This is a genomic window from Achromobacter xylosoxidans (assembly GCF_001457475.1).
GTDB classification, from domain to species: Bacteria; Pseudomonadota; Gammaproteobacteria; order Burkholderiales; family Burkholderiaceae_B; genus Achromobacter; species Achromobacter xylosoxidans.
The window spans coordinates 1,960,572-1,986,352 of record NZ_LN831029.1; the positions used below are offsets into that span (position 1 = coordinate 1,960,572).

25 protein-coding genes are annotated in these 25,781 nt (G+C 67.6%); 14 read left to right on the forward strand and 11 right to left on the reverse strand.

The genetic code is table 11. The features are described 5' to 3' along the window. Window positions 1-82: 82 nt before the first annotated feature. The 4 genes from AT699_RS08840 (at window position 83) to glcF (ending at window position 5,610) form a co-directional block, all read left to right on the forward strand. The gene (locus AT699_RS08840) at window positions 83-1,492 is read left to right on the forward strand and encodes an FAD-binding oxidoreductase (protein WP_024068245.1); all 1,410 of its coding nucleotides are present in this window, start codon (window positions 83-85) and stop codon (window positions 1,490-1,492) included. 267 nt (window positions 1,493-1,759) lie between these two features. Then, the gene (locus AT699_RS08845) at window positions 1,760-3,259 is read left to right on the forward strand and encodes an FAD-linked oxidase C-terminal domain-containing protein (RefSeq protein ID WP_006388443.1); all 1,500 of its coding nucleotides are present in this window, start codon (window positions 1,760-1,762) and stop codon (window positions 3,257-3,259) included. A 12-nt stretch (window positions 3,260-3,271) separates the two neighbouring features. Continuing rightward, a complete protein-coding gene (glcE, locus tag AT699_RS08850; RefSeq protein ID WP_024068247.1) occupies window positions 3,272-4,375 on the forward strand; it encodes a glycolate oxidase subunit GlcE in 1,104 nt (367 codons plus the stop codon). Window positions 4,376-4,380: 5 nt separating this feature from the next. Then, entirely contained in the window at window positions 4,381-5,610 is a 1,230-nt protein-coding gene (gene glcF, locus AT699_RS08855; RefSeq protein ID WP_024068248.1) for a glycolate oxidase subunit GlcF, read from the forward strand. 95 nt (window positions 5,611-5,705) lie between these two features. Here glcF and AT699_RS08860 read toward each other — a convergent pair whose 3' ends face one another. The 5 genes from AT699_RS08860 to AT699_RS08880 form a co-directional block, all read right to left on the reverse strand. Then, a complete protein-coding gene (locus AT699_RS08860; protein WP_024068249.1) occupies window positions 5,706-7,145 on the reverse strand; it encodes an NAD(P)(+) transhydrogenase (Re/Si-specific) subunit beta in 1,440 nt (479 codons plus the stop codon). Then, complete coding sequence (locus AT699_RS08865) at window positions 7,142-7,459, reverse strand: NAD(P) transhydrogenase subunit alpha part 2 (RefSeq protein WP_006388447.1); 318 nt, start codon at window positions 7,457-7,459, stop codon at window positions 7,142-7,144. The genes AT699_RS08860 and AT699_RS08865 overlap by 4 nt, the downstream gene beginning before the upstream one ends. Window positions 7,460-7,463: 4 nt before the next feature. Then, window positions 7,464-8,582 (reverse strand): Re/Si-specific NAD(P)(+) transhydrogenase subunit alpha, encoded by a 1,119-nt coding sequence (locus AT699_RS08870; protein WP_024068250.1) that lies wholly within the window; start codon window positions 8,580-8,582, stop codon window positions 7,464-7,466. A 185-nt stretch (window positions 8,583-8,767) separates the two neighbouring features. After that, window positions 8,768-9,643 (reverse strand): N-formylglutamate amidohydrolase, encoded by an 876-nt coding sequence (locus AT699_RS08875; RefSeq protein ID WP_024068251.1) that lies wholly within the window; start codon window positions 9,641-9,643, stop codon window positions 8,768-8,770. 70 nt (window positions 9,644-9,713) lie between these two features. Further along, on the reverse strand, window positions 9,714-10,703 hold the full coding sequence (locus AT699_RS08880; RefSeq protein ID WP_024068252.1) for a Bug family tripartite tricarboxylate transporter substrate binding protein: 990 nt from the start codon (window positions 10,701-10,703) through the stop codon (window positions 9,714-9,716). 192 nt (window positions 10,704-10,895) lie between these two features. On the opposite strand from AT699_RS08880, the gene gcvA reads away from it, so the two are divergent. The 3 genes from gcvA (at window position 10,896) to AT699_RS08895 (ending at window position 13,888) form a co-directional block, all read left to right on the forward strand. Continuing rightward, the gene (gene gcvA, locus AT699_RS08885; RefSeq protein ID WP_006388451.1) at window positions 10,896-11,816 is read left to right on the forward strand and encodes a transcriptional regulator GcvA; all 921 of its coding nucleotides are present in this window, start codon (window positions 10,896-10,898) and stop codon (window positions 11,814-11,816) included. Between the two features lie 12 nt (window positions 11,817-11,828). Beyond that, window positions 11,829-12,947: a tRNA 2-thiouridine(34) synthase MnmA gene (gene mnmA / locus AT699_RS08890; RefSeq protein WP_006388452.1), complete on the forward strand. Its 1,119-nt coding sequence runs from the start codon at window positions 11,829-11,831 to the stop codon at window positions 12,945-12,947. A gap of 122 nt (window positions 12,948-13,069) precedes the next feature. Further along, complete coding sequence (locus AT699_RS08895; protein ID WP_024068253.1) at window positions 13,070-13,888, forward strand: sulfite exporter TauE/SafE family protein; 819 nt, start codon at window positions 13,070-13,072, stop codon at window positions 13,886-13,888. Window positions 13,889-13,949: 61 nt separating this feature from the next. Here AT699_RS08895 and AT699_RS08900 read toward each other — a convergent pair whose 3' ends face one another. Then, window positions 13,950-14,561 (reverse strand): glutathione S-transferase, encoded by a 612-nt coding sequence (locus AT699_RS08900; RefSeq protein WP_006388454.1) that lies wholly within the window; start codon window positions 14,559-14,561, stop codon window positions 13,950-13,952. Between the two features lie 161 nt (window positions 14,562-14,722). Between AT699_RS08900 and purB the strand changes: the two genes are divergently transcribed. Further along, window positions 14,723-16,099 (forward strand): adenylosuccinate lyase, encoded by a 1,377-nt coding sequence (purB, locus tag AT699_RS08905; protein WP_058207269.1) that lies wholly within the window; start codon window positions 14,723-14,725, stop codon window positions 16,097-16,099. Between the two features lie 56 nt (window positions 16,100-16,155). Beyond that, the gene (locus AT699_RS08910; RefSeq protein WP_006388456.1) at window positions 16,156-16,614 is read left to right on the forward strand and encodes a c-type cytochrome; all 459 of its coding nucleotides are present in this window, start codon (window positions 16,156-16,158) and stop codon (window positions 16,612-16,614) included. Window positions 16,615-16,741: 127 nt separating this feature from the next. Here AT699_RS08910 and AT699_RS08915 read toward each other — a convergent pair whose 3' ends face one another. The 3 genes from AT699_RS08915 to AT699_RS08925 form a co-directional block, all read right to left on the reverse strand. After that, entirely contained in the window at window positions 16,742-17,434 is a 693-nt protein-coding gene (locus AT699_RS08915; RefSeq protein ID WP_024068256.1) for a cytochrome b/b6 domain-containing protein, read from the reverse strand. A gap of 109 nt (window positions 17,435-17,543) precedes the next feature. Next, window positions 17,544-17,825, reverse strand: a complete 282-nt coding sequence (locus AT699_RS08920; RefSeq protein WP_006388458.1) for a hypothetical protein — start codon at window positions 17,823-17,825, stop codon at window positions 17,544-17,546. An 827-nt stretch (window positions 17,826-18,652) separates the two neighbouring features. Next, window positions 18,653-19,012, reverse strand: a complete 360-nt coding sequence (locus tag AT699_RS08925; protein ID WP_006388459.1) for a hypothetical protein — start codon at window positions 19,010-19,012, stop codon at window positions 18,653-18,655. A 183-nt stretch (window positions 19,013-19,195) separates the two neighbouring features. On the opposite strand from AT699_RS08925, the gene AT699_RS08930 reads away from it, so the two are divergent. The 4 genes from AT699_RS08930 to AT699_RS08945 all read left to right on the forward strand — a co-directional run bounded on the left by AT699_RS08930 (window position 19,196) and on the right by AT699_RS08945 (window position 22,245). After that, a complete protein-coding gene (locus tag AT699_RS08930; RefSeq protein ID WP_006388461.1) occupies window positions 19,196-19,708 on the forward strand; it encodes a GNAT family N-acetyltransferase in 513 nt (170 codons plus the stop codon). A gap of 163 nt (window positions 19,709-19,871) precedes the next feature. Beyond that, window positions 19,872-20,576 carry a DUF3053 family protein gene (locus tag AT699_RS08935; RefSeq protein WP_024068258.1) on the forward strand — a complete coding sequence of 235 codons (705 nt, stop codon included), beginning with the start codon at window positions 19,872-19,874 and terminating at the stop codon, window positions 20,574-20,576. Between the two features lie 139 nt (window positions 20,577-20,715). Beyond that, window positions 20,716-21,855 carry an AI-2E family transporter gene (locus AT699_RS08940; RefSeq protein ID WP_024068259.1) on the forward strand — a complete coding sequence of 380 codons (1,140 nt, stop codon included), beginning with the start codon at window positions 20,716-20,718 and terminating at the stop codon, window positions 21,853-21,855. 168 nt (window positions 21,856-22,023) lie between these two features. Continuing rightward, window positions 22,024-22,245 carry a hypothetical protein gene (locus AT699_RS08945; RefSeq protein WP_006388464.1) on the forward strand — a complete coding sequence of 74 codons (222 nt, stop codon included), beginning with the start codon at window positions 22,024-22,026 and terminating at the stop codon, window positions 22,243-22,245. Window positions 22,246-22,318: 73 nt separating this feature from the next. Here the strand turns inward: AT699_RS08945 and AT699_RS08950 are convergent, their stop codons facing one another. Continuing rightward, complete coding sequence (locus tag AT699_RS08950; protein WP_024068260.1) at window positions 22,319-24,136, reverse strand: DUF4153 domain-containing protein; 1,818 nt, start codon at window positions 24,134-24,136, stop codon at window positions 22,319-22,321. Window positions 24,137-24,140: 4 nt separating this feature from the next. Then, window positions 24,141-24,902 carry a S24 family peptidase gene (locus AT699_RS08955; protein ID WP_006388466.1) on the reverse strand — a complete coding sequence of 254 codons (762 nt, stop codon included), beginning with the start codon at window positions 24,900-24,902 and terminating at the stop codon, window positions 24,141-24,143. 309 nt (window positions 24,903-25,211) lie between these two features. Here AT699_RS08955 and AT699_RS08960 point away from each other — a divergent pair, with 309 nt between their 5' ends. Further along, window positions 25,212-25,469: a hypothetical protein gene (locus tag AT699_RS08960; RefSeq protein WP_006388467.1), complete on the forward strand. Its 258-nt coding sequence runs from the start codon at window positions 25,212-25,214 to the stop codon at window positions 25,467-25,469. Window positions 25,470-25,781 lie beyond the last annotated feature (312 nt).

Genomic DNA, 25,781 nt, shown 5'->3' on the forward strand with positions numbered 1-25,781 from the left:
GCCGCCGCGGGCGGCGGTTTGCGGCGCAGCAAGGCGGGCGGCGTAGAATAGCCGGATTACCCAACCCGAGAATCCGCTGATCATGAATGCTCCCCTGCACGCTGAATCGCTGCGCCGCGCGGTGCCGGCCGCCTGTCTCGAGGCCCTGCGCGCCCGCTTTGGCGATCGTTTCTCCGAGTCTTCCGCGGTGCGCGAGCACCACGGCCGCGATGAATCGCCGTATCCGGCGATGCTGCCCGACGCCGTCGTCTTCGCCCAGAGCACCGAGGAAGTCGCCGAGGTCGCCAGGCTGTGCAACGAACACCGCGTGCCGCTGATTCCCTATGGCGCGGGTTCGTCGCTGGAAGGCCACATCCTGGCGATCCAGGGCGGCATCAGCCTGGACCTGTCGCAGATGAACAAGGTGCTGGCCGTCAACGCCGAAGACCTGACCGCGACGGTGCAGGCGGGCGTGCTGCGCAAGCAGCTCAATGAAGAGATCCGCAGCACCGGCCTGTTCTTCCCGATCGATCCGGGCGCCGACGCCAGCCTGGGCGGCATGGCCGCCACGCGCGCCTCCGGCACCAACGCCGTGCGCTACGGCACCATGCGCGAAAACGTCATGTCGCTGACCGTGGTCACCGCCGACGGCCGCATCGTGCGCACCGCCGGCCGCGCCCGCAAGTCGTCGGCCGGCTACGACCTGACCCGCATCTTCGTCGGCAGCGAAGGCACGCTCGGCATCATCACCGAAGTGACGGTGCGCCTGTATCCGCAGCCCGAGGCCGTGTCGGCCGCGGTCTGCAACTTCCCCACGCTCGACGCCGCGGTGCAAAGCGTGATCGAGATCATCCAGATGGGCGTGCCGGTGGCGCGTGTCGAGTTCATGGACGCGGCCAGCGTGCGCGCCGTCAACCTGCACAGCAAGCTGACGTTGCGCGAGACGCCGCTGCTGGTGTTCGAATTCCACGGCAGTCCGGCGGGCGTGCAGGAGCAGGCCGAGACCGTGCAGGCCATCACCGCCGAGCATGGCGGCATGGACTTCGAATGGGCCGAGCGCCCCGAGGACCGCAGCCGCCTGTGGACCGCGCGCCACAATGCCTACTTCGCCGGCCTGCAACTGCGTCCGGGATGCCGCGCCAGCACCACCGACGTGTGCGTGCCGATTTCGCGCCTGGCCGATTGCGTGCGCGACACCGTCGAGGAACTGGACCGGGCCAGCTTCCCGTACACCATCGTCGGCCACGTCGGCGACGGCAATTTCCACGTGCTGATGTTGCTGGACGCCGACAGCGAACGCGAATGGCAGGAGTCGGAAACCATCAACCACAACCTGGTGCGGCGCGCGATCGCCGCCGACGGCACCTGCACCGGCGAACACGGCGTCGGCCTGCACAAGATGCAGTTCATGGCCGAAGAGCATGGTGATGACGCGCTGGACCTGATGCGCAGCCTCAAGCATGCGTTCGATCCGAACAACATCCTGAACCCGGGCAAGATCGTGTCCTGGTGAGTCGTCCCAAGGGGCGCAGATGAAGGCCGGCGGGGGCGACCCGCCGGTTTTTTTTCGTCCAGCGGAACCGGCGACGGGCATGGCCGAGAGGCATTCCCAATGGATGGGAATGAAGCGGGCGCCTGGGCCGGCAACGTCCATGTCCATTCGGCGCGCAGGGACTTTACGGCTGGTTACGTCTGTGCGCCCTTGTGGCCGGCGGATGTACGCAGGATGCGGGTAAATCCCGGCCTGCGTCCAATCTGCGGTCGCGCTATTGTTGCGCTCATGAATTCACTGGTCGAAACCGGCCTGGCTCAAGCGCAGGCGCCTTATTCGTTGCAGCAACTCGTCGAGGCGTTGTCGGCCGCGCTGCCGTCGCATTGCGTGCTGTTTCGTGAAGAGGACACGCGTCCCTACGAATGCGACGGCCTGTCGCTGTACCGCGCGCTGCCGGCGGTAGTGGCCCTGCCCGAGAGCGAAGAGCAGGTGCAGGCCGTGATGCGCATCTGCAAGCGCCTGAATGCCCCGGTGGTCGCGCGCGGCGCCGGCACCGGCCTGTCGGGCGGCGCCATGCCGCACAGCCAGGGCGTGCTGCTGGGCCTGTCCAAATTCAATCGCATCAAGCATATCGACCTGGCCAGCGCGACCGCGGTGGTCGAGCCCGGTGTGCGCAACCTGGCCATTTCGGAGGCCGCGGCGCCCTATGGGCTGTACTACGCGCCGGATCCTTCCAGCCAGATCGCCTGTTCGATCGGCGGCAACGTCGCCGAGAATTCGGGCGGCGTGCATTGCTTGAAGTACGGCCTGACCGTGCACAACGTGCTGCGGGTGCGCATGGTCACCATCGACGGCGACGTGGTGGAACTGGGTTCCGAGGCGCCGGACGCGCCGGGACTGGATCTGCTGTCGGTATTCATCGGCTCGGAAGGCATGCTGGGGGTGGTGACCGAAGTGACGGTCAAGCTGATTCCCAAGCCGGCCTGCGCCCAGGTCGTGATGGCCAGCTTTTCCAGCGTCGAGGCCGCGGGCAACGCGGTGACGCAGGTGATCGCCGACGGCATCATTCCCGCCGGGCTCGAGATGATGGACCGGCGCGCCACGCACATGGTCGAACCCTTCGTGCGCGCCGGCTACGACATGGACGCGCAGGCCATCCTGCTGTGCGAATCCGACGGCACGCCGGAGGAAGTGGCGCACGAGATCGCGCGCATGGAAGCCATCTTCCGCGCGGCCGGGTCCACCCGCTGCCAGGTGTCGGCCTCGGAGGCCGAGCGGCTCAAATTCTGGGCGGGGCGCAAGAACGCGTTTCCCGCCGCCGGGCGCGTGTCGCCCGATTACTACTGCATGGACGGCACGATTCCGCGCCGTCATCTCGCCCGGGTGCTGGGCGCCATCGAGCAAATGGAAGACGAGTTCGGCCTGCGTTGCGCCAACGTGTTCCATGCGGGCGATGGCAACCTGCATCCGTTGATCCTGTTCGATTCGAATAAACCGGACGAAGTGGAGCGCGCCGAGAAATTCGGTGCGGCCATACTCGAACTGTGCGTGCAGGTGGGAGGAACCGTGACTGGAGAGCACGGTGTGGGAATGGAGAAAATAAATCAAATGTGCGTGCAATTCTCTCGCGAAGAACTCGACGCGTTCCTGGCGGTCAAGCGGGCATTCGATCCGCCGTGCCTGCTCAATCCCGAAAAGGTCATACCTACGCTGGCCCGCTGCGCTGAATACGGCAAGATGCACGTACACGCGGGCGAGCTGCGCTTCCCGGATCTCGCACGCTTCTAGGACGTCTCCCTTATGGACTTCGTCCTGTCGGAATTGTGCGACCAGGTCATGACGGCTCGCGCCGGTCACAAGCCGCTGTTCGTCATGGGCGGCGGCAGCAAGGCGTTCTACGGCAACTACCGGCCGGTGACGCCGCAGGATGGCCATTGCCTGCTGGACATGACCCCGTATCGCGGCATCGTCAGCTATCACCCGTCGGAACTGGTGGTGACGGTCAGGGCCGGCACGCCGCTGGCGGAACTGGAGGCGGCGCTGGCCGAGCACGGCCAGATGCTGGCCTTCGAACCCCCGCATTTCTCGCCCGCCGCCACCATCGGCGGCTGCGTGGCCGCGGGACTGTCGGGGCCGCGCCGCATGAGCGCCGGCGCCTTGCGCGACTTCGTGCTGGGCGCGCAGCTGCTGGATTCCGACGGCCGGGTGCTGTCGTTCGGCGGCGAGGTCATGAAAAACGTGGCCGGCTACGATGTGTCGCGGTTGCTGGCCGGTTCGCATGGCATCTTCGGCGCGATCCTCGAAGTGTCGCTCAAGGTCGTGCCTCGGCCGATGGAAGAACTGACGCTGGCGTTGCCGGCGACGCAGGCCCAGGCCCTGGCCAGCTTCGCGCTGTGGCGCGGCAAGCCCTTGCCGATTTCGGCGACCAGCTGGGTGGGCGGTGCCGACGAGGAAGGCCAGATGCACGTGCGCCTGTCGGGCGCGCCGCCGGCCATCGCCAGCGCGCGGCAGGTGATCGGCGGGGATCCGCTGGCGCCGGAGGCGGCGCAAGCCTGGTGGAGCGGGCTGCGCGAACAGACCCATCCGTTCTTCGCGCCGGGCCAGCCCTTGTGGCGATTGGCCCTGCCGCCGACGGCGGCGGCGATTGGCGGCGGCCAGGCCCTGGTGGAGTGGGGCGGCGGCCAGCGCTGGCTGTCGGGCGCGCAGGATGCCGCCGAGCTGCGCGAACTGGCGCAACGGTTGGGCGGCCATGCGACGCTGTTCCGTACGGCAGGCACGCGGCCGCCGACCGACGGCGTGTTCCATCCGCTGTCGCCGGGCGTGGCGCTGATTACGCGCCGCCTCAAGCAAGAACTCGATCCGGCGGGGCTGTTCAATCCCGGCCGGCTGGTCCTGGAGCTATAGGCATCATGCAAACCAATCTGGCAGCCTGGGCCCGCGATACCGACCTGGGCAAAGAGGCCGACGCGATCCTGCGGCGCTGCGTGCACTGCGGCTTCTGCACCGCCACCTGTCCCACCTACCAGGTGCTGGGCGATGAACTGGACAGCCCGCGCGGCCGCATCTACCTGATCAAGCAGGTGCTGGAAGGCGCCGAACCGACGCAGTCGACCCAGCAGCACCTGGATCGCTGCCTGACCTGCCGCAATTGCGAAACCACTTGCCCGTCGGGCGTGGAATATGGGCATCTGGTGGACATCGGCCGCCAGATCGTCGAGGAACGCGTGCCGCGGCCCTGGGCCGAGAAGGCCAAGCGCAAGATGCTGCGCCGGGCCATGCTGTCGCCGCTGTTCGGGCCCGCCATGCGGGCGGGCCAGGCCGTGCGCGGGCTGTTGCCCGAGGCGCTAAAGCGCAAGGTGCCGGAACGGCGTCCCGCCGGCGCGCTCCCGCAAGTGGCCGGGCATGGCCGCCAGGTGCTGATGCTCGCCGGCTGCGTGCAGCCGTCGATGATGCCGACGATCGACGCCGCCACCATCCGCGTGCTGGATGCCATCGGCATCGGCGCGCGCATTGCCCCGGGCGCCGGCTGCTGCGGCGCCGCCAGCTTTCACCTGGACGCGCAGGCGGCCGCGCTCGACCAGATGCGCGCCAACATCGACGCGTGGTGGCCGCTAGTGAAGGATGGCGGGATCGAAGCCGTCGTCATGAATGCGTCGGGTTGCGGCGCCATGGTCAAGGAGTATGCGCATCACCTGCGCCATGATCCCGCCTACGCCCAGCGGGCGGCGGACATCGTGGCGCTGGTCAAGGACGTGGCGGAAATCGTGGCGCCGCACGCGGCGCAACTGCGCCAGCGGCTGGCGGGCAAGGGCGCGCGGGCATCGTTCCACCCGCCATGCACCCTGCAGCACTGGCAGGGACTGCGGCCGTTGTCGGAACGATTGCTGGTCGAGTTGGGGTTCGAGTTGCAGCCGTTTGCGGAGCAGCACCTGTGCTGCGGCTCGGCGGGCGCGTATTCAGTGCTGAATCCCGAAATCGCGTTGGCGCTGCGCGACCGCAAGCTGGCCGCGATCGCGCCGGCCGCGCCGGACGTGATCCTGTCGGCCAATATCGGCTGCATCGGGCACTTGCAAAGCGGCACCAGCACGCCGGTGCGGCACTGGATCGAAGTGGTGGACGAGCAACTGGCGCCGGCCTGATCGCGCGGACGTTGCCGCGGACATTGGGCGTGCGGCCGCAGCCTGGGCAGGCAGCGGCCTCGCGAATGCGCATGCGCATCGCGAGGCCACGCGCATCACTCCACCGCCTTGACCATGTCTTCCAGCACCTTCTTGGCGTCGCCGAAGACCATCATGGTGCGGTCCATGTAGAACAGTTCGTTGTCCAGGCCGGCGTAGCCGGAGGCCATCGAGCGCTTGTTCACGATCACGGTGCGGGCCTTGTAGGCTTCCAGGATCGGCATGCCGGCGATCGGCGATTTCGGATCGTTCTTGGCCGCCGGGTTGACCACGTCGTTGGCGCCCAGCACCAGCACCACGTCGGTCTGGCCGAATTCGCTGTTGATGTCTTCCATCTCGAAGACCTGGTCGTAGGGCACCTCGGCCTCGGCCAGCAGCACGTTCATGTGCCCTGGCATGCGCCCCGCCACCGGGTGGATGGCGTACTTGACCGTCACGCCGCGTTCGGTGAGTTTTTCGGCCAGTTCCTTGAGCGCGTGCTGGGCGCGCGCCACCGCCAGGCCGTAGCCCGGCACGATGGTGACGCTTTCGGCGTTGGTCATCAGGAACGCGGCGTCGTCGGGGCTGCCCGACTTGACGCTGCGCTGCTGGCCGCCCCCAGCCGCCGCGGCCTCGCCCGCTTGGCCGCCGAAGCCGCCCAGGATGACGTTGAAGAACGAGCGGTTCATCGCCTTGCACATGATGTACGAGAGGATGGCGCCGGACGAGCCCACCAGCGAGCCGGCGATGATCAGCATCGGGTTGTTGAGCGAGAAGCCGATGCCGGCCGCCGCCCAGCCCGAATAGCTGTTCAGCATCGACACCACCACCGGCATGTCGGCGCCGCCGATCGGGATGATGATCAGCACCCCCAGCACGAAGGCGATCAGCGTCATGATGACGAACGGCGTCCACGCCTGCGTCAGCATGAACCACACGCCCATCGCCAGCATCAGCAACGCCAGCGCCAGGTTCAGCATGTGCTGGCCGGGGAACACCACCGGCGCGCCCTGGAACAGCCGGAACTTGTATTTGCCCGACAGCTTGCCGAAGGCGATCACCGAACCCGAGAAGGTGATGGCGCCGACGAAAGTGCCGATGAACAGCTCGAAGCGGTTGCCGGTGGGGATCAGCGTGCCGGTGGCGACGATGCCGAAGGCGTGCGGCTCGGCCACCACGGCCACGGCGATGGCGACCGCCGCCAGGCCGATCATGCTGTGCATGAAGGCGACCAGTTCGGGCATCTTGGTCATTTCGACGCGCTTGGCCATCAGCGTGCCGATCGAGCCGCCGACCAGGAGGCCCAGCAGCACCCAGCCCAGCCCGATGGTGGCGGTGCCCGAGCGCGCCAGGCCGACGATGAGCGCGCCGGTGGTCAGCACCGCGATCGCCATGCCGGCCATGCCGAAGGCGTTGCCCAGGCGCGAGGTGGTGGGGTGCGACAGGCCCTTGAGCGCCTGGATGAAACAGACCGAGGCAACCAGGTAGAGCAGCGTGACGAGGTTCAGCGAGATCATTTCGCTTCCTCCTTGGCCGGCTTCCTGTCCTTTTTCTTGAACATCTCCAGCATGCGCCGCGTGACCAGGAAGCCGCCGAACACGTTGACCGCGGCCAGCGCCACGGCGAACACGCCCATGCCGCGCGCCAGTCCGCCTTCGGTCAGCGCCGCCGCCAGCATGGCGCCGACGATGATGATGGCCGAGATCGCGTTGGTCACCGCCATCAACGGGGTGTGCAGCGCGGGGGTGACGTTCCAGACCACGTGGTAGCCGACGTAGATGGCCAGCACGAAGATGATGAGATTCATCAGGGTGGGATTGATCGCTTCCATGCTTTCAGCTCCTGCGCGTCACATTGCCGCCTTCGCACACCAGGCAGGCCGCCACGATTTCATCGTCGCGCTGGATTGCCAGCGCGCCGTCCGCATTGATGATGAGTTTCAGGAAGTCGAGGATGTTGCGGGCATAGAGCGCCGACGCGTCCGTTGCGACCAGGCCGGGCAGGTTGGTCAGCCCGACCAGCGTCACGCCGTGTTTCTCGACCACCTTGCCTTTCTCTGACAGCGGGCAGTTGCCGCCGCGTTCGACCGCCAGGTCCACCAGCACCGAGCCGGGCTTCATGGCCGCGACCGTCTCGGCCGACACCAGCGTGGGCGCGGGGCGGCCGGGGATGAGGGCGGTGGTGATGACGATATCGGCCTGCTTGCAGCGTTCCGACACCAGCGCTGCCTGCCGCGCCATCCAGGCCGGCGGCATGGGGCGGGCATAGCCGCCCACGCCTTGCGCGATCTCGCGTTCCTCGTCGGTCTCGAACGGCACGTCGATGAACTTGGCGCCGAGCGATTCGACCTGCTCGCGCGCGGCGGGGCGCACGTCCGAGGCCTCGACCACCGCGCCCAGGCGCTTGGCCGTGGCGATGGCCTGCAGGCCGGCGACGCCGGTGCCCAGCACCACGGCGCGCGCGGCCTTGAGCGTGCCGGCGGCGGTCATCATCATGGGGATCAGGCGGCCGTAGTGGTGGGCCGCCAGCAGCACGGCCTTGTAGCCGGCCAGGTTGGCCTGCGACGAGAGCACGTCCAGGCTTTGCGCGCGGGTGATGCGGGGCGCGGCTTCCAGCGCGAATCCGACCAGTCCGGCGGCGGCCATCTGCTGCAGGCCGTCGGCATCGAAGGGATCGAGCATGCCGATGACCACGCTGCCGGGTTTCATCTGCGGCAGTTCGGCCGCAGACGGCGCGCGAACCTTCATCACGAGCTCCGCCCCCAATGCCTCCTGGGCGGTGCCGAGCGTGGCGCCAGCGGCTTCGTAGGCTTCGTCGAGATAGCGCGCCGCAGTGCCCGCGCCACGCTCCACGACAACGGTGTGTTTGCCGCCTACGTACTTCTTGACGGTCTCTGGTGTTGCTGCGACACGGGTTTCCCCGTCTCGGGTTTCCCTTGGTATCCCGATGTGCATCGACGCCTCTCCTCAGAAGGTTCGCCGTAGTTATAACGGATATACGCCCGGGGGAGGAGGTTCGGCGGGGCGCAAAAGAAAAGCCCCATGGGGTTAACCATGGGGCTTTGGGGCTCGCGCCCCGGTCATACCGGCCAGACTGACAGCTGGCTGCTGGCCGGCACCCGGCGCGCAGGCGTCCGGCGTCAGGCCGTCTGCGCGCGAGTCCAGTCGATCAGCGCGGCGGTGAGATCGCGCAGGTCGGCCTTGAGGCGGCCGTAGTTGGCCGACGGACGCAGGCTGGCCTCGTCCATGTAGAGCTTGCGGTTGATCTCGATCTGCAGGCTGTGGCGGTCTTCGTCGGGACGGCCGAAGGCGCGCACCAGCTCGACGCCCTTGTAGGGGTCGTTCACGGTCACGTTGTAGCCGCGCTCGCGCAGCCAGACCGCGATGAATTCGCGGAAGGCCGGATCGCTGGTGCTGCCGTCGCGGTCGCCCAGCACGAAGTCGGGATGGACCAGGCCGGGGCGGTCGGTGGCGTAGGCGCCGGCGACGCTGGGCATCGAGTGGCAGTTGATGTGCCAGACCTTGCCGAACTTCTGGTGGGCGCTGTCCAGCACCTGGCCCAGGGCGGCGTGGTACGGCTTCCAGCAGGCTTCGATGCGGTGCGTCACTTCCTCGACGCTCAGCTTGCGGTCGTACAGCGGCGTGCCGTCGTCCAGCATGCGCCAGATCAGGCCCTTGCCCAGCTTGACCTTGGGCGAGGCATTGACCGCGCCGGGCCAGGCCTGGTCGAGCAGCAGTTCGTCGATTTCGTCCGGGGCGCGATTGGCATCGATGTAGGCGCGCGGAAAGCTCGCGGCGATCATGGGCACGCCCATGTCGATGGCGTCGCCCCACAGATCATCAACCCAGGTGTCCTCGGCGGTGCGCAGGGCCCCGAAATCCACGGCGGGCGCGAAATCGGGCGGGTAGGTGGTGCCACTGTGCGGGGAGTCCAGCACCAGGGGCGCCGAGGGCGCCGAGTTCGGATACTGCTGCGGAAGGTCGAGCCGATAGGACAGGGGTTGGGTAATTCGCATATGGGGGTGTTGCGTTCGTGAATCGGAGACCCCCGCGCGCCGCGCGGACGCGGCGGGGGCCGAAGATCGCTCAGTCGATCTTCACGTTGGCTTCTTTGGCGATGCGCTTGTTCTTGGCGATCTCGGCCGAGATCTGCTTGGCAAACGCTTCGGGGCTGTTGGCGGCCGGCTCGGCGCCCAGCGCTTCCAGGCGCGACTTGACGTCGGCTTCGGCGCTGACCTTCTGCACGGCGGCGTTCAGCTTGGCCAGGATCGGGGCGGGCAGCTTGGCCGGGGCGACCAGGCCGAACCACGAGGCGTCGTTGACGGCGGGCAGGCCGACTTCGGCGAAGGTGGGCACGTTCGGCAGGCTGGCCACGCGCTTGGGCGCGGCGACGGCCATGGCGATCAGGCGGCCGGACTGCACGTGCGGCAGGGTCGAGGGCAGGTTGTCGTACATGACGTCGACCTGGCCGGCCAGCGCATCGTTCAGCGCCGGGCCCACGCCACGGTAGGGCACGTGCATCAGGTCGGTGCCCGAGGCCATCTTGAACAGTTCGCCCATCATGTGCGAGACCGAGCCGTTGCCGGCCGAGGCGTAGGTCAGCTTGCCCGGCTGGCTCTTGGCCAGCTTGATGAACTCGGCCATGTCCTTGGCCTGCACCTTCGGGTTGATGGTCATGATGTTCGGCACGGCGGCCAGGTTCGAGACCGGCGTGAAGTCCTTCTCGCCATCGAACGGCAGGTTCGGGTAGATGGCCGGATTGATGCCGTGCGTGCTGACGGTGGCGATGCCCAGGGTGTAGCCGTCCGGCGCGCTGCTGGCCACGAAGGCGCTGCCGATCGAGCCGCCGGCGCCGCCGCGGTTTTCCACCACCACGGTCTGGTTCAGTTCCTTGCCGAGCTTGTCGGCGAACAGGCGGCCGACGATGTCGGTGGTGCCGCCGGGCGGGAACGGCACGATCAGGCGGATCGGCTTGCTCGGGTAGGCGTCTTCGGCATGGGCGATGCCCGAGGTCAGCGGCGTGGCCAGGGTCGCGGCGGCGACACAGAGACCTAGGACTACATTACGGCGTTGCATGGATTCCCCTATGAATTGGAAAGCGACTGCGCAAAAGGCAGACGCAAACAGGAAGATTCTTTCGTGCAAGGCCGGTTTGCACAAACGAAAGTTTCTCCTTAAGCTATGACTTTTTTTCATGCCTCTTTTGCGGCGAAGTTTTCTTTTTGTAACTTCAAGCCCCGTCGACCGGGTCCGCAGGCATTCCCCCCCATGAGACGGTTCTGTCCTTCGCTCACCGACCTGCAAGCCTTTGAAGTGGCCGCCAGGCACAGCAGCTTCACCCGCGCCGCCCAGGAGCTGTGCGTGACGCAGGGTGCGGTAAGTAAGCAAGTGAAACATCTGGAGGAGTTCGTCGGCGTCGAACTATTCCTGCGCATCAGGCAAGGGCTGGTCCTGACCGAGGCCGGCCGCAGCTACCTCACCAAGATCCAGGCGGGACTGGGCCAGATCGAGGCGGCCACCGTGGAACTGATCGCGCACCAGGGCCAGGGCGGCACGCTCAACCTGACCTGTATGCCGACCTTCGGCGCGCGCTGGCTGATCCCGCGCCTGACGGCCTTCATGCGGTTGCGCCCGGACATCCACGTGGAATTCCTGCCGCACCGCCAGGGCTACGATTTTTCGTCGCCCGAGCTGGACGCCGCCGTCCGTTTCGGCGAGGGCATCTGGCCGGGCAGCGGCGCCGACTACATCGTCGGCCGCGAGATCCTGCCGGTCTGCAGCCCGCGCCTGATTCCCGGCGGCTGTAGCGTGCCGGCGGACCTGCTGGCCTACCCCCTGCTGCACCATACCTCGGCCCTGGAAGGCTGGCGCGACTGGTTCGAGCAGGCCGGCTGCGACACCCGGCGCAGCCTGGAAGGGGCGCGCTTCGACCAGTATGCATTGCTGTCGCAGGCGGCCGCCGCCGGCTTCGGCGTGGCGCTGATCCCGCGCTGCCTGATCGAGGACGAATTGCGCGACGGCAAGCTGGCCGTGGCGATCCAGCTGCCGATCCGCGCGCGCATGGGCTACTACCTGTGCTACCCCGAGCAGAAGGCCAACCTGCCCACCCTGCAGGCGTTCCGGACCTGGCTGATGGAAGTCTCGCGGGCGGCCGAGCCGCAGCCGCAGGACGCCGCCGCCCCACAGTAAAATGGCATCATCATGAGTCAAACATCCACCAAGAAGGGCCGCGTTGTCGTCGGCATGTCCGGCGGGGTCGATTCTTCGGTCACCGCCTGGCTGCTCAAGCAGCAAGGCTACGAGGTCGTCGGCCTGTTCATGAAGAACTGGGAAGACGACGACGATTCCGAATACTGCTCCACCCGCCAGGACCTGCTGGACGCGGCCAGCGTGGCCGACCTGGTCGGCGTGGAATTCGAATACGTCAATTTCGCCGCCGAGTACAAGGACCGCGTGTTCGCGGAATTCCTGCGCGAGTACTCGGCCGGCCGCACGCCCAATCCGGACGTGCTGTGCAATGCCGAAATCAAGTTCAAGGCCTTCCTCGACCACGCCATGGCGCTCGGCGCCGAACACATCGCCACCGGCCACTACGCCCGCGTGCGCGAAGTGGCCGCCGAGGGCGGCGGCTCGCGCTTCGAGCTGCTCAAGGCGCTGGACGGTTCCAAGGACCAGAGCTATTTCCTGCACCGACTGAACCAGGCGCAACTGTCGCGCACCCTGTTCCCGCTGGGCGAGATCCACAAGACCGAGGTGCGTCGCATCGCGCACGAGATCGGCCTGCACAATGCGGCCAAGAAGGACTCCACCGGCATCTGCTTCATCGGCGAACGTCCGTTCCGCGAGTTCCTGAACCGCTACCTGCCGACCGAACCGGGCCCGATCCTGACGCCGGAAGGACAGAAGGTCGGGCGCCACGAGGGCCTGTCGTTCTACACGCTGGGCCAGCGCAAGGGCCTGGGCGTGGGCGGCGTGAAGGGCCGCCAGCGCGATGACGGCACGGCCGAGGCCTGGTACGTGGCGCGCAAGGACCTCGAGCGCAATGTGCTTTACGTGGTGCAGGGGCATGACCATCCCTGGCTGCTGTCCGGCTCGTTGCGGGCGCAGGACGTCAGCTGGGTGGCGGGGCAGGCGCCTGCCGCGGGCGAATACGGCGCCAAGACGCGCTACCGCCAGGCCGATGCGGCCTGCCGCCTGGGCGACGCGACCACCGAGGGCTTCACGCTCGATTTCGCCGAGCCGCAATGGGCGGTCACGCCCGGGCAATCGGCGGTGCTTTACGATGGCGATATCTGCCTGGGCGGCGGCATCATCGTCTAGGCACGCCGGCCTGTGACGGGCCGTTGCAACACCGATAGCAGTTCCAGCCAGGCCCCGCGGGCGTCGCGTCCGCGGGGCCTGGCTCATGAAAAACGGCGCATGCCGACAACGAGGAGAGGGATGTGGATGTAACGATGGTGATTTGCCTGCTGGCGCTGGGCGCGGTGGCGGGCTTCGCGGCGGGGCTGCTGGGCATTGGCGGCGGCATGCTGCTGGTGCCGTTCCTGACGATGCTGTTCGCCTGGAAAGGCATGCCGGCGGACCTGGTGGTGCACGCCGCCATCGCCACCTCGATGACCTCGATCCTGTTCACCTCGATCTCCAGCGTGCGCGCCCACCAGCAGAAGGGCACGATCAAATGGCGCATCGTCTGGGCCATGGCGCCCGGCATCATCCTGGGCGGCCTGCTGTCGGGCGGCGCGGTGTTCGCGGCGCTCAGCACCCTGTGGCTGTCGCTGTTCTTCGCGCTGTTCGTGGGCTATTCCGGCTGGAACATGCTGCGCAACAAGAAGCCCAAGCCGAGCCGACAGATGCCGGGCGTGGTCGGCACCAGCGCGGCCGGCGCCGGCATCGGCTTCCTGTCGGGGCTGGTGGGGGCGGGCGGCGGCTTCCTGTCGGTGCCCTTCATGGTCTGGTGCAACGTGGCGCTGCACAATGCGGTGTCGACCTCGGCGGCGCTGGGTTTTCCCATCGCGCTGGCCAACAGCATCGGCTATGTGGTGTCGGGGCTGAACGAAGGCGCGACCCGCCCCGGCATGCTGGGCTACATCTACTGGCCGGCGCTGCTGGTGCTGGTGTGCGTCAGCGTCCTCACGGCGCCGCTGGGCGCGCGCATGGCGCACCGCTTGCCGGTGCAGACGCTGAAGCGGGTGTTCGCCTGCCTGCTGTTCGCGCTGGCCGCCTACATGCTGTTCAAGGCCGCGCAGGCGTTCTGGGCCTGAGCCGCAAGTGAAACCGGCCGCGCAAGGCGGCCGGAACGGTGCGGGACGATGCCGGGGGCCGTCAGGCCGTCTTGGGGATGGTGTCCACGAACGACTGGCGCTGCGACAGCTTGTCGTACAGGCGCGCCAGGTTGGGGTGGTTGGCGCGCCAGTCCAGCTCGGCGAAGCGCAGGTCCAGGTAGCCCAGGCCACAGCCCACGGCGATGTCGGCCAGGCTGTAGTTGATGCCCATGCAGTGGGCGTTCTCGCCCAGGCTCTTGTCCATGGCGTCCAGGCTGGCGTGGATCTTGCCGTACTGGCGTTCGATCCATTCCGGGCTGCGCTGCGCCTCGGGGCGCTGCTTTTCCTTGACGATGGTGACGCAGGCGTCCAGCAGGCCGTCGGCGATGGCTTCCCAGCACTTGACGGCCGCGCGGTCGCGGCCCGGCTGCGGAATCAGGCGGGCGACGGGGGACAAGGTATCCAGGTACTCGACGATGACGCGCGAATCGAACAGGGCGCCGCCATCTTCCATGACCAGGCAGGGCACCTTGCCCAGCGGGTTGTACGTTTGGATCTGCGTGTCGGCGGACCAGACGTTTTCGAGTTCAAGCCGATAATCCAGCTTTTTCTCGGCCATGACGATACGCACCTTGCGCACGTATGGACTGGTAAGCGAGCCGATCAGTTTCATGGATTCACAAGCGGAGTCGGAAAGCGGCCGAAGTATAGCAGGCCGCATGGCGGCCAAACCGTCCGCGGGACGGAATCCCGCTCAGTTTGCCACAATGTTGCGCGGCCCTGAATGATAAAATCGCCGGGTTTTCCCACCCGCAGCTTTTTCCTTCCCAGACCATGCAAATCGCCGACCAGCTTAGCCAACTTAATGCCCTTTCGCCACTGGATGGCCGATACGCCTCCCGCGGCGACGCGCTGCGCGGGCTGCTCTCCGAGGCCGGTTTCATGGCCCACCGCGTCGAGGTCGAGGTGGCCTGGCTGGTGGCCCTGTCCGATGCCGGCCTGCCGGAGCTGCCCGCCTTCTCCCAGGAAGCCCGCGCCCGCCTGCAACAGCTGGTGCGCGACTTCTCCGAGGCCGACGCCGCCCGCATCAAGGACATCGAACGCGTCACCAACCATGACGTCAAGGCGGTCGAATACTGGCTCAAGGAAAAGGTCGCCGACCATGCCGAACTGGCGGCCGCGGCCGAATTCATCCACTTCGCCTGCACCTCCGAGGACATCAACAACACCTCGCACGCGCTGATGCTGTCGCGCGCCCGCAGCGAAGTGGTGCTGCCGCGCCTGCGTGAAATCGCCGCCAGGCTCAACGACATGGCCGTGGCCCAGGCCGACCAGCCGATGCTGTCGCGCACCCACGGCCAGCCGGCCAGTCCCACCACGCTGGGCAAGGAATTCGCCAACGTCGCGGCGCGCCTGAACCGCGCCATCGCCGCGATCGAAGCGGTCGAGCCGCTGGCCAAGCTCAACGGCGCCACCGGCAACTACAACGCCCACCTGTCGGCCTACCCGGAAATCGACTGGCCCGCCTTCAGCCAGCGCGTGCTGGCCGGCCTGGGCCTGACGCAGAACCGCCACACCATCCAGATCGAACCGCACGACTGGATGTCGGCGCTGTTCGATGCCATCGTGCGCGCCAACATCATCGTGCTCGACCTGGACCGCGACATCTGGGGTTACGTGGCCCTGGGCTATTTCAAGCAACGCCTGAAGGAAGGCGAGGTCGGTTCGTCCACCATGCCGCACAAGGTCAACCCGATCGACTTCGAAAACTCCGAAGGCAACCTGGGCCTGGCCAATGCCGTGCTGCGCCATCTGTCTGATAAATTGCCGATCTCCCGCTGGCAGCGCGACCTGACCGACTCCACCGTGCTGCGCAACCTGGGCGTGGGCCTGGGCTATTGCCTGGTGGCCTGGGACGCCTGCATGCGCGGCCTGGGCAAGCTCGAAGTCAACACCGCCGCCATCGACGCCGACATCGACGCCTGCTGGGAAGTGCTGGCCGAGCCGGTGCAGACGGTCATGCGCCGCTACGGCCTGCCGCAGCCGTACGAACAGCTCAAGGCTTTGACGCGCGGCAAAGGCATCACCGAGGAAGCCCTGCGAGAATTCATACAGGGCCTGGCCCTGCCGGACGAACCCAAGGCGCGCCTGCTGGCGATGACCCCGCGTTCGTATATCGGCCTGGCCGCGGACCTGGCCCGGGCGGTATAGTCGCCTTGCCGCGCGCCGGGCGCGCGGCATCCTTGTTGTACTTACGGGAGATTGCAATGAAGAAGTTGTCCACGCTCGCCGCGTTGGCCTGTATGACCGTCGGATCGCTGCTGGCGACCTCGGCCCAGGCGCAGTTCGCCAAGCCCGAAGATGCCGTCAAGTACCGCCAGTCGGCGCTGACGCTGATGGCCTCGCACTTCGGCCGCATGACGCCGGTGGTCAAGGGCCAGGCGCCCTACGACGCGGCCCAGATCAAGGCCAACGTCGAAGTGCTCAAGACGCTGTCGGCGCTGCCCTGGTCGGCTTTCGGTCCCGGCACGGAAGGCGGCGACGCCCGTCCCGAGATCTGGAGCGACGCGGCCGGCTTCAAGCAGAAGCAGCAGGCGTTCCAGGACAACATCGTCAAGCTGTCGGCGGCTGCCGACGCCGGCGACCTGGACAAGCTGCGCGCCGCATTCGGCGACGTGGGCGCGAGCTGCAAGGCCTGCCACGACGCCTATCGCAAGAAGAAGTAAGCCGGTACCGCGCCCTGTGGCGCGCCGCCGCATGTAAAAAGCCCCTCGACCGAGGGGCTTTTCCATTGGTGCGCGGCCTGGATACCGCGCGTGGCTCGGCGGCCAGCGCCACGCGCGAGCCCGATGACTACGAGAACGACATGTCCGCGACGATTTCCAGCGATCGAATCCACAGCACCAGGCCGGTGACACAGGCGCCCAGGATCAGGGCGCGCAGCCAGATCGCGAAGCCGTCCTGGGTCGGCGGTGTGCCGGGCGGAACGTCTTTCGGATCGACGTTGCCGGTGATGATGGCGCGCACCAGCCGCTTGCGCCGCACCAGCGCATACCAGGTTATGGCCAGCAGGTGCAGGGCGACCAGGCCGATGATGACCCATTCATTGAGCTTGTGCCACGAGGTCAGCAGGCCGGCGGTGGACTCGCTGACGTGGCCGAACAGCGGGCCCTGCGTCATGATGTCATCGGTGGTGAACAGGCCGCTCACGGCCTGGAAGCCGACCACCAGCAGCAATGCCAGCACCGACCACGCCCCCAGCGGATTGTGGCCGGCCGGCGCGGCCGCGCCCTTGAGATAGTTGGCCACCGCGCGCGGCCCGCGCACGAACTGGGTGAAGCGCGCATAGCGCGGGCCGACAAAGCCCCACAGCACGCGAAAGACGATCAGGCCCAGCGCGACACAGCCGAAGCGCACGTGCCAGTCCATGTACAGGCCGCCCAGCTTGACGCTGACGAAGGCGCCGACGATGCAGACGACGAGGGCCCAGTGGAAGAGTCGGGTGGGAAGGTCCCAGATGCGGATGGCAAGCCGGTTGTTTTGCATGATGGTCGCGCCTTGACTGCGTTGCCTGCGACTTTATCACGCACAAATGAAGCCGCCACGGCGTGGGCCATGGCGGTTTTGCGCCAGATTAAGGTTGGGAACCGCTGGCTCAGCGAGCGGCGCGGCGCACCGGTTCGATGCGGTGCACGTGCTCGTGGCGGAAGCGGATACGCTGTCCGGGGACCTTCTGCGCGGCCGTTCCGCAAGGCACGATTTCGGTGGTGTACGTGGTCGTGCCGTCGATCGGCGCGTTGAAGATCACGGCGGCGCGGATGGCCGGGCCGTCGGCCGGTTGCAGGTAAACGATGTCGCCGATGTGGATCGGCATGTTGTCCAGCTTGGTATGGGCCGGGCGTCGGATCAGGTCCGAGGTAGTGAAACGAGTATTCATGTTGTGTTCTCTTTCAAGTTCTTGTTATGGGAATTGCTGCGTAGCGCATGCCACGAAGCGGGGGCGAGGGCGCTGTCGCGCGCCGCGCCCCGGCCATGTGCCGGGTCATGCATGACACTAACGCATATCCGCCGCCGGTCCTTTGCGCATTCTCATGGTTTGCGGGCGCGCCGGACTGGCTGCGGGGGCCGTCCCGGGCCTGGACCTGGGACGTTGCGGGCGCCGCCTGCCTGTATTGGTGGACGGCGGATCCAATAGGCGATGGCGTTACGGCGCCATCGCGGGCGCATGGCAGCGGATCAACGCTGCGTTGTGCGTTTTCCGACCGGGCCGGACTCGGCGGCATGGTCGGGGCGAATGTTGGCTATGGCCCGCGCCATCGTCGTGACGACGCGCAAGGCAAACCGGCAACACAATTGCGTGCAATAAATGGTTGGCAACCGGTTCCGCGTTCTTAGGGTTGTCTGTCGCGAAACAGGATGATCAACGGGTTGGCCAATAGGGTTGGTCAACGGATGGTGACCGATGCCCCGCCGGGTAGCTCAATGGCTGGTTTTCAAAGCCTGGTTCGCTGGCGGACCCAGGTGAGGCTGAGTGGGACCTGAGCAAAACCCGACCAAGGCGGCGGCAAAGCCTGGAGTGCCAAACGGCAAATTCCAATAGCGCCAAGTTCAATAGGCTCAACTAACGATTATATGGCTAAATTAATGATTTCGCAAGGGTTTTTGTGAGGCGCGCCGAAATGAGTGCGACGCCACCCTTGCCGTCCGGCCGGGGTGCCCCCTGGCGCGGGCGCTGACGCCCCGCGCCAGGGGGCAGGACCCAGGTCAGTGCGTGGCGGGGCGCGCCTGGCGTTGCGCTTCGATGATCAGCGCCTCCAGGCGGGGCGACATGCGCAGCGCGACCTGCGCGGCGGTCGAGCCGTCGGGACGGGTGTCGGTTTCCAGCGCCAGCTCGATGCGTTCGCCATCGAAGGCTTCCGGGGCGGCCTCGATCTCGACATAGCGTTGCAGCAAGGCATCCACGGCTTTCTGCGCATCGGCCAGCGCTTCTTCGCCCAGGTGCCCGGGGCGCAGATACTGGTTGGCCACGCGGGCCAGGTCGTTCATGAAAAACAGCAGGGCGGCGGCGCCACGGCAATCGGGATGGGCGAAGCCCCAGGTGTCGGGGGAAGCGTCTTGGGTCATTCAGGCTGGAAAGACAAGGGGTGGCGGGCGGCCGCAGCGGGCCGGCAATCCTGCATTTTAGGCCGGTCCGGCCCAGTGCGGGGCGCTGGCGGAACGCGGCCAAGCATGAGGTCCCGGCGCGCGGCCTGCACAGTGGGGCTGCGCATCCCGTTTCCGTGCCGCTTGGGGCATACTGGGCGCCCCATGATCAGACACGCACGCCCCGCCGACCTGGCGCTCCTGCCCGATATCGAACGTTCCGCCGCCGCCCGCTTCCTTGGGACGCCCATGGCCTGGGCCGCCGCGGGCGAGCCCCTGCCGCCAGCCGAATTGGCGCGCGCCGCTGCCGCGGGCCTGTTGTGGGTCGCGCCGGGCGACGACGACCGGCCGGCGGGATTCGCGCTGGCCCGGCCGATGGACGGCGACCTGTACCTGGCGGAAATGTCGGTCGCGCTGCCTATGCAGGGGCGCGGCCTGGGACGCGACCTGCTGCGGGCGGTGGTCGAACATGCGCGCGCCGCGCGCATCTACCGCGGCGTGGCGCTGACCACCGATCGCGAGCTGCCCTGGAATGCGCCTTTCTACCAGCGGCAAGGCTTTGTCGAGGTCCCGGCCCCGCAATTGGGGCCCGCATTGCGGGCTCGCCTGGAGGCGGAGGCGGCCGCGGGTTTCGACCCGGCGCGCCGCTGCGCGATGCGCTACGCGCTGGCGGCGTGAGCCGCTAAGGCGCGCGCCGGTGGGCTGTGTCATATCGATTCGATGGCAACAAAATCCGCCCGCCGGCGGCGGGTGGCGGACGCTTCGGGATAATCTGCCGGGGAGGATGCCGGCCGCCGGGCGGGTGTTCCCGATGCAACGTTTTACGCAAGGAGGGAAGGGCATGGCAATGCTGCGGATCTGCCTGGCCGGCCTGGCGGCGGCTTCGATGCTGGCGCTGGCCGCTTGCGGCAATCGCGAGCCGCAGGAGCGCGCGGCCTTCATCGAGCTGCTGCAAAGCCGTATCGCGTCCGGGTCGCTGGTGCCGGTCGGCGCCCTCGGCGAAGCCGAGAAAGAGGCCGTGGGCCGCTACGACGATGCCTACGAGGTGATCGTCGATTTCCAGTCCGCCATGGCCAAGGCGGCCGTGACGCTGCGCCCCATCCTTGCGGCCGAGCGCATCCAGTCGGTCGACGACATCGTGCGGCGGCGCGAGGCCCTGCTGGCCGCGCGCAAGACGCTGGCCGACAGCGCCGGCGCCTTGCAGGATGCCAAGGCCCGCGCCGACCGCGCGCGCAGGGGACTGGAGCTTGCGCCGGATCTGGCGCCGGTCTACGACGGGGTGTATGACGAGGCGGTCACGGCGCCGGCGGCCGAGTTGATGGACGCGGCGGCGCGCATGGATACCGTCGCGCGCGATGCGCTCGGCATCGCCGATTTCGTCGCGGCCAATGAGGCCGAGATCACGCTCGAGGATGGGCTGGCCAAGGTCGCCACGCCGTCGCTGCAGCATGAACTGAATCTGCGCCTGCAGGGCCTGAACGCCCAGTCGCCGGCGCTGGAGGCCGCCCGCGCGGTGGTGTCGCGGGCGGCGGCCGGCGAGCCCTGAATGCCCGCCGCGCGCCGCTTTCCGCGCAATGGCGCCCGCCGGACGGCCGGGGCCGGGGCCAGCGGGGGGAACGAGCGGGGCGGGACGCTGCTTTGTACAATGCGGGTCTCCGCGGTTCAGGCCGCGCCTTGGACGGAACATGAGCCAATCTTCCAGCTTGCACTACCGTACCTTCCTGCTCCTCCTGGTGGTGGTATCCATCGCGTTCGGCTGGCTGTTGTGGCCGTTCTACGGCGCGGTGTTCTGGGGCGCCATCCTGGCGATCCTGTTCGCGCCGCTGCAACGGCGGCTGGTGCCGCGCATCGGCGGCCGGCGCAACCTGGCGGCGCTGATCACGCTGGCCATGGTGCTGCTGCTGGTGATCCTGCCGCTGGTGGTCATCAGTGGGTCGCTGGTGCGCGAGGGGGCGAACCTGTACCAGAGCATCAAATCCGGCCAGATCAACTTTGGCGCCTACTTCCAGCAGGCCATGGAAGCGCTGCCGCCGTCCGTGCATGACCTGCTGGCGCGGTTCGACCTGGCCGACATCCCCAGCCTGCAGGAAAAGCTCAGCGCTGGCGCAATGCAGGCCAGCCAGTTCCTGGCGACCCAGGCGCTCAGCATCGGGCAGGACACCTTCCAGTTCGTGGTCAGCTTCGCCATCATGCTGTACCTGCTGTTCTTCCTGCTGCGAGACGGGCCGCAACTGGCCCAGCGCGTCAAGCGCGCGGTGCCGCTCAGCGAAACCCACAAGCACCATCTTTTCCGCAAGTTCACCACGGTGGTGCGCGCGACGGTGAAGGGCAATATCGCGGTGGCGGCCTCGCAGGGCGCCCTGGGGGGCATCATTTTTTCCATCCTGGGGATCCAGGGGGCGCTGCTGTGGGGCGTCATCATGGGCTTCCTGTCGCTGCTGCCGGCGGTGGGCGCGGGCCTGATCTGGGCGCCGGTGGCGATCTATTTCCTGTTGACCGGCGCGACCATCAAGGGCGTGGTGCTGATCGCCTTCGGCGTGCTGGTGATCGGCATGGTCGACAACGTGCTGCGTCCGATCCTGGTGGGCAAGGACACCAAGATGCCCGACTACGTGGTGCTGATCTCGACCCTGGGCGGCATGGCGCTGTTCGGCCTGAATGGTTTCGTCATCGGCCCGCTGATCGCCGCGCTGTTCATGGCCAGCTGGGACTTGTTCTCGCCTCCGGATGACGTCGTCGCGGCCGCGCTGGCCAAGCCCGCGGTCCCGCCTTCCAGGCCGTCGACCCCGGCCTCGTCCCCGGCTGCGCCCCCAAAGGCCGACTGACAAGCCTGAGCGCGCCTGCCAGTGGCCTGTGCGCGGTCAAGACGACGTCAGGGCCGAGGGTGTAAGGTGTGGTGGTGCCGGCCCGCCGGGGCCGGCGTCCTGTCTCCGCGGCGCCGCCGGCCTGACCCGGCAGTGCTGCGGATTTCCTTCATGAGGAGCGCGTCGGATATGGACTGGAAATTGCACAAGTCGGGCTGGATCGAAGAGCGCAACTTCGACATCGAATTCGCCGAAACTCCCGAGGGCTACCATGCCCGCGTCCGCGTTTTCGGCTTTCCCGTGCTGGAAGACACGCGAAACGTGTTTCCGAACGCGATGCTGGCGGAGAAGGGCGCGCTGGCGCTGCTCAAGAGCCAGTTCGCCGGCACGCCGGACCTGGAAGAAAAGTAGGCTGCGGCAGGCCGCCGCCTGCGGCCCGCGCAACGCGCGCGGGCTTGCGCTGGAGACGGCGGCGGCGCGCCATTCAGCGCAGCGGCAGGCGGCGTCCTCCGACGATGAGGTCGCGGTCCTGGCGTGGCTCGGTATGCACCTGCCCCTGTGCCAGCGCCCCGCCCATGTCGACTTCCGGACCGCTCTCGGACGTGCGATGCGTCCTGGACGACACCACGCGCCAGCCGTCCTTGCCCCGCCCCTGATAGGTCAGGAAAGTTTCGTAGCCCCCCGCCGTGGCGTCGGCGCGCGGCGGTACATACAGGACCAGATCGGCCGCGCCGGGGCCGGTGATGTCCGCATGGATCAACCAGCAGCGGGCAGCGGCCAAGACGGGGTTGGACGGGTCGTCGGCAGCGGCCTTTTCCGCGCTTACGCATCGGTCCAGCTCGAACGGGTTTTCGGTCGCGGCGTAGCGCCACCAGGCGTCCGGCACGGCACCGCCGGCAGGATGGACCTGAAGGCTGTCGGGCTTGGTCAGCGAGGCGGCCAGGCCGGACTGGCGCGGCCCCCAATCGTAGTATTTGCCCGTCAGTGCGTCGGCGGCGGCGATTGCGATCTTGGGCGATTGGGCCTGGGCGGCACCATCGGCCAGCCTGCGCATCGCCTGCCGGCCGTATTCGCCGCGATCGCGCGCGGCCGAGAGATAGCTGAATTCCTCGGGCGGGACGCGGCCGTCGATCAGGCGTTGCACCTGGCTGTCGACCTCGATGCGGTCGGGATTCAGGATTGGCGTGTTCACCAGGGCCAGCATGGCCAGCGCGCAGAAGGCCGCGACGATGTTGGTGCCTCCCAGGATCGTGTGGAAACGCCGCGGCGCGAGCGCCGCCCAGGCATAGCCCAGCGCGTATAGCGTCAACAGGATCGCGGCGTAGACGCCCCAGATGCGCGGAATGGTCCAACCGTACTGTTCGACGCGCACGACGAGACCGTACAGCGCCACCAGCGCCAGCGGCAACAGGCCGCACGCCGCGACGCGCAGCACCGCGCGCAGGCGCGGGCCGAAGGGCGGCGCCTCGGGGCTGTCCTGCCAGGCGGAGTTGATGAGCTTGATCCACAGCGCGCTGAAGGCGATGAGGGCGCCAGCGGACAGCGCCACCGCCTGCAGGTCCAGCGCCAGCCGGGCCGCCAGCGCCAGCACGAAGGCGATGCCGACCAGCGCAACCAGCGGCAGCAGCCACGCGGTGAGCGTGAGCCAGGAGCGTTGCAGCGTGTCCGCCAGCTGCGGCCGGCGATGTACCCCCACCAGGCTGACCGCCAGCACCAGCGGCATCACGCCCAGCGTGAAGCGGGTGGACTTGACGACATTGCCGACCGCGCCAATGCCGATCATGCCGAACATGGCGCCCGCGGCCCAGAACAACAGCCAGACCGCCAGGGCCAGGCCGCCGGCCAGCGCCAGCTTGACGGTGTTGCGCCAGGCCGCGCGGAACACCGCGGGGTAGTCCCAGCCCGGCCGGGATGGGTCCAGCGCCTGGATCAGGGGAAGCAGCATGAAACCGCTGGCGGCGGTGATCACGGTGGCGAGCGCGCGCGGGCCGTCGTCGGAATAGCGCACGGGTTGCGAGCCCAGCAGCGGCATCAGGCCGTAGGCGTGCAGCGCGGGCAGCGCCAGGGCATAGGCCAGCAGCGCCAGCAGCCAGCGCCTGCCAGAGCGCATGCCGGCCAGCATGGCGCCCGCCAGTGGCACCAGCCAGACCCACTGGATCGCGAACAGGGTGGCGAACGGGTTGTGCCATGGCCACACGCGGTTCAGCAGCGCGGCATGCAGCGCCAACGCCAGCAGCGCGCCGAGCGCGCCGTGGACCAGGATGGTTCTTTCGGGAGCCGACAGGGGAGAGCGGGTTGCCATGGGGTCAGAAGTCCTCGCTGCGCCAGACCTTCAGCACGCGGCCGAAGACCTCGAAATCCATGCCTTCGGTGATGTCCCAGGCGTCGTACTTGGTGTTTTCGGACTTGGCCCGCACCACCAGCCCGGAGGCGGTGGGAATGCGCTGCAGCCGCTTGATGAAGCCTTCGCTGCCGACGCGGAAGAAGTAGATGGCGTCGTATTCGACGGCCTGCACGCCGCGGTCGACGATCAGGGGATCGCCGGGATTGAACATGGGGCGCATGGAATCGCCAAAGCCCGTGACGATGCACAGGTTCTTCGAGGCGGAAAAGCCGCGGACGTTCTTCTGCAGCCATTCGGGGCTGACGTTCCAGCTCTGGATGACGCCCGGCTGGTCGCGCAGTTCCAGGCCGCTTCCCATCGCGCCGCCGGTATCGAACTGGGCGATGAGCACATTGCCGTGATCGGGCCGGCCCAGCCGCCCGTGGTTGAAGGAGACCAGCCGGCCCGGTGGCTCGTCGGCGATGACGTCGGGCGAGAGCTCGTGCCACAGGTCGGGGTGGGGAAGATCCATCCAGTGGGCGGGCTGGCCCAGGCCGGCGGAAATCCTGGCGGCCAGGGCATCGCCGACGCGGCGCGGGTTCTTGTCGCGCTTGCCCTGGAACCCCTGGAGGATCTGGTCGAGGTATTTGCGACTCACGCCCGCGCGTTCGGCCAGGCGGTCCACCCCCCCGGCCTGGAGCACGGCGTACTTGAGGTTGTTCAGTCGTATCGAGCGGATATCCATGGTAGCGATAGTAGCAATCCGCTACCTGAAAGTACAGTAGCGATTCGCTGTTGATTTTAAGGTAGCGAGTCGCTACCATGATTCCAATCCCGAAGATAGTCGGGGCGACCGCAGCCATGCCCGGCCGCCGGTGGCCCTGCCGGGACCCACCCCGCCGACCGTGGCGCACGAAGGGGCACCGGCCAATGTGCCCTTGAATCGCTACCGGAGTAGCGACCGCCACGGGCGGACAAACCGGGATGACGACGAATCGAAGGCTTGGAACAAGGAAAAAAGCATGGATAAGCATCTTGTCCGGGAGGCATCCCGATGAAATATGCAAGCGAAGTCCTGGATCTCATGGCGGCGGCGCCGGGGCGTCCCTGGCGCATGGCGGAACTGGTGCGCGGCGCATCCGGCGCGCGCGAGCTGACGCGGCGCGAACGCAACGCGATGCGACAGGCCATCCTGCGCGTACTCGAAACGCTGCGCGAGGGCGGCCAGGTGGCGCGCATCGAGCATGCCCGCAACTCGCTCAGCTACGTCTGGAGCGAAGTGCGACACAATGGGGATTGCCAGCGCGCCTGATGCCGCGAGACAATGCATCCATGTCGTCGCGCTGCGCACCGACGACGAACCGAAAAAGGCCCGCCACCAGCGGGCCTTTTTTATGAGAGGGTACGTGTGCCCGGGCGGTGCGTCCCAAGGCGGATGCATCACCTGCCCGTTCCCCCCTCGCGCTCTTTGCAGTTCCCCACGACAGGCTCGCCACAGGCGGGCCTTTTCTATTTGCACGCCCCGCGTTCTCGAACAGAGCGCGGGGCGTTTCGTTTGGGCCGTCCAGCGGCCTGCCGCCTCGCCTTTCCTGCAATGACCGGGCCTTTCTCCCGCCCGCGGTGA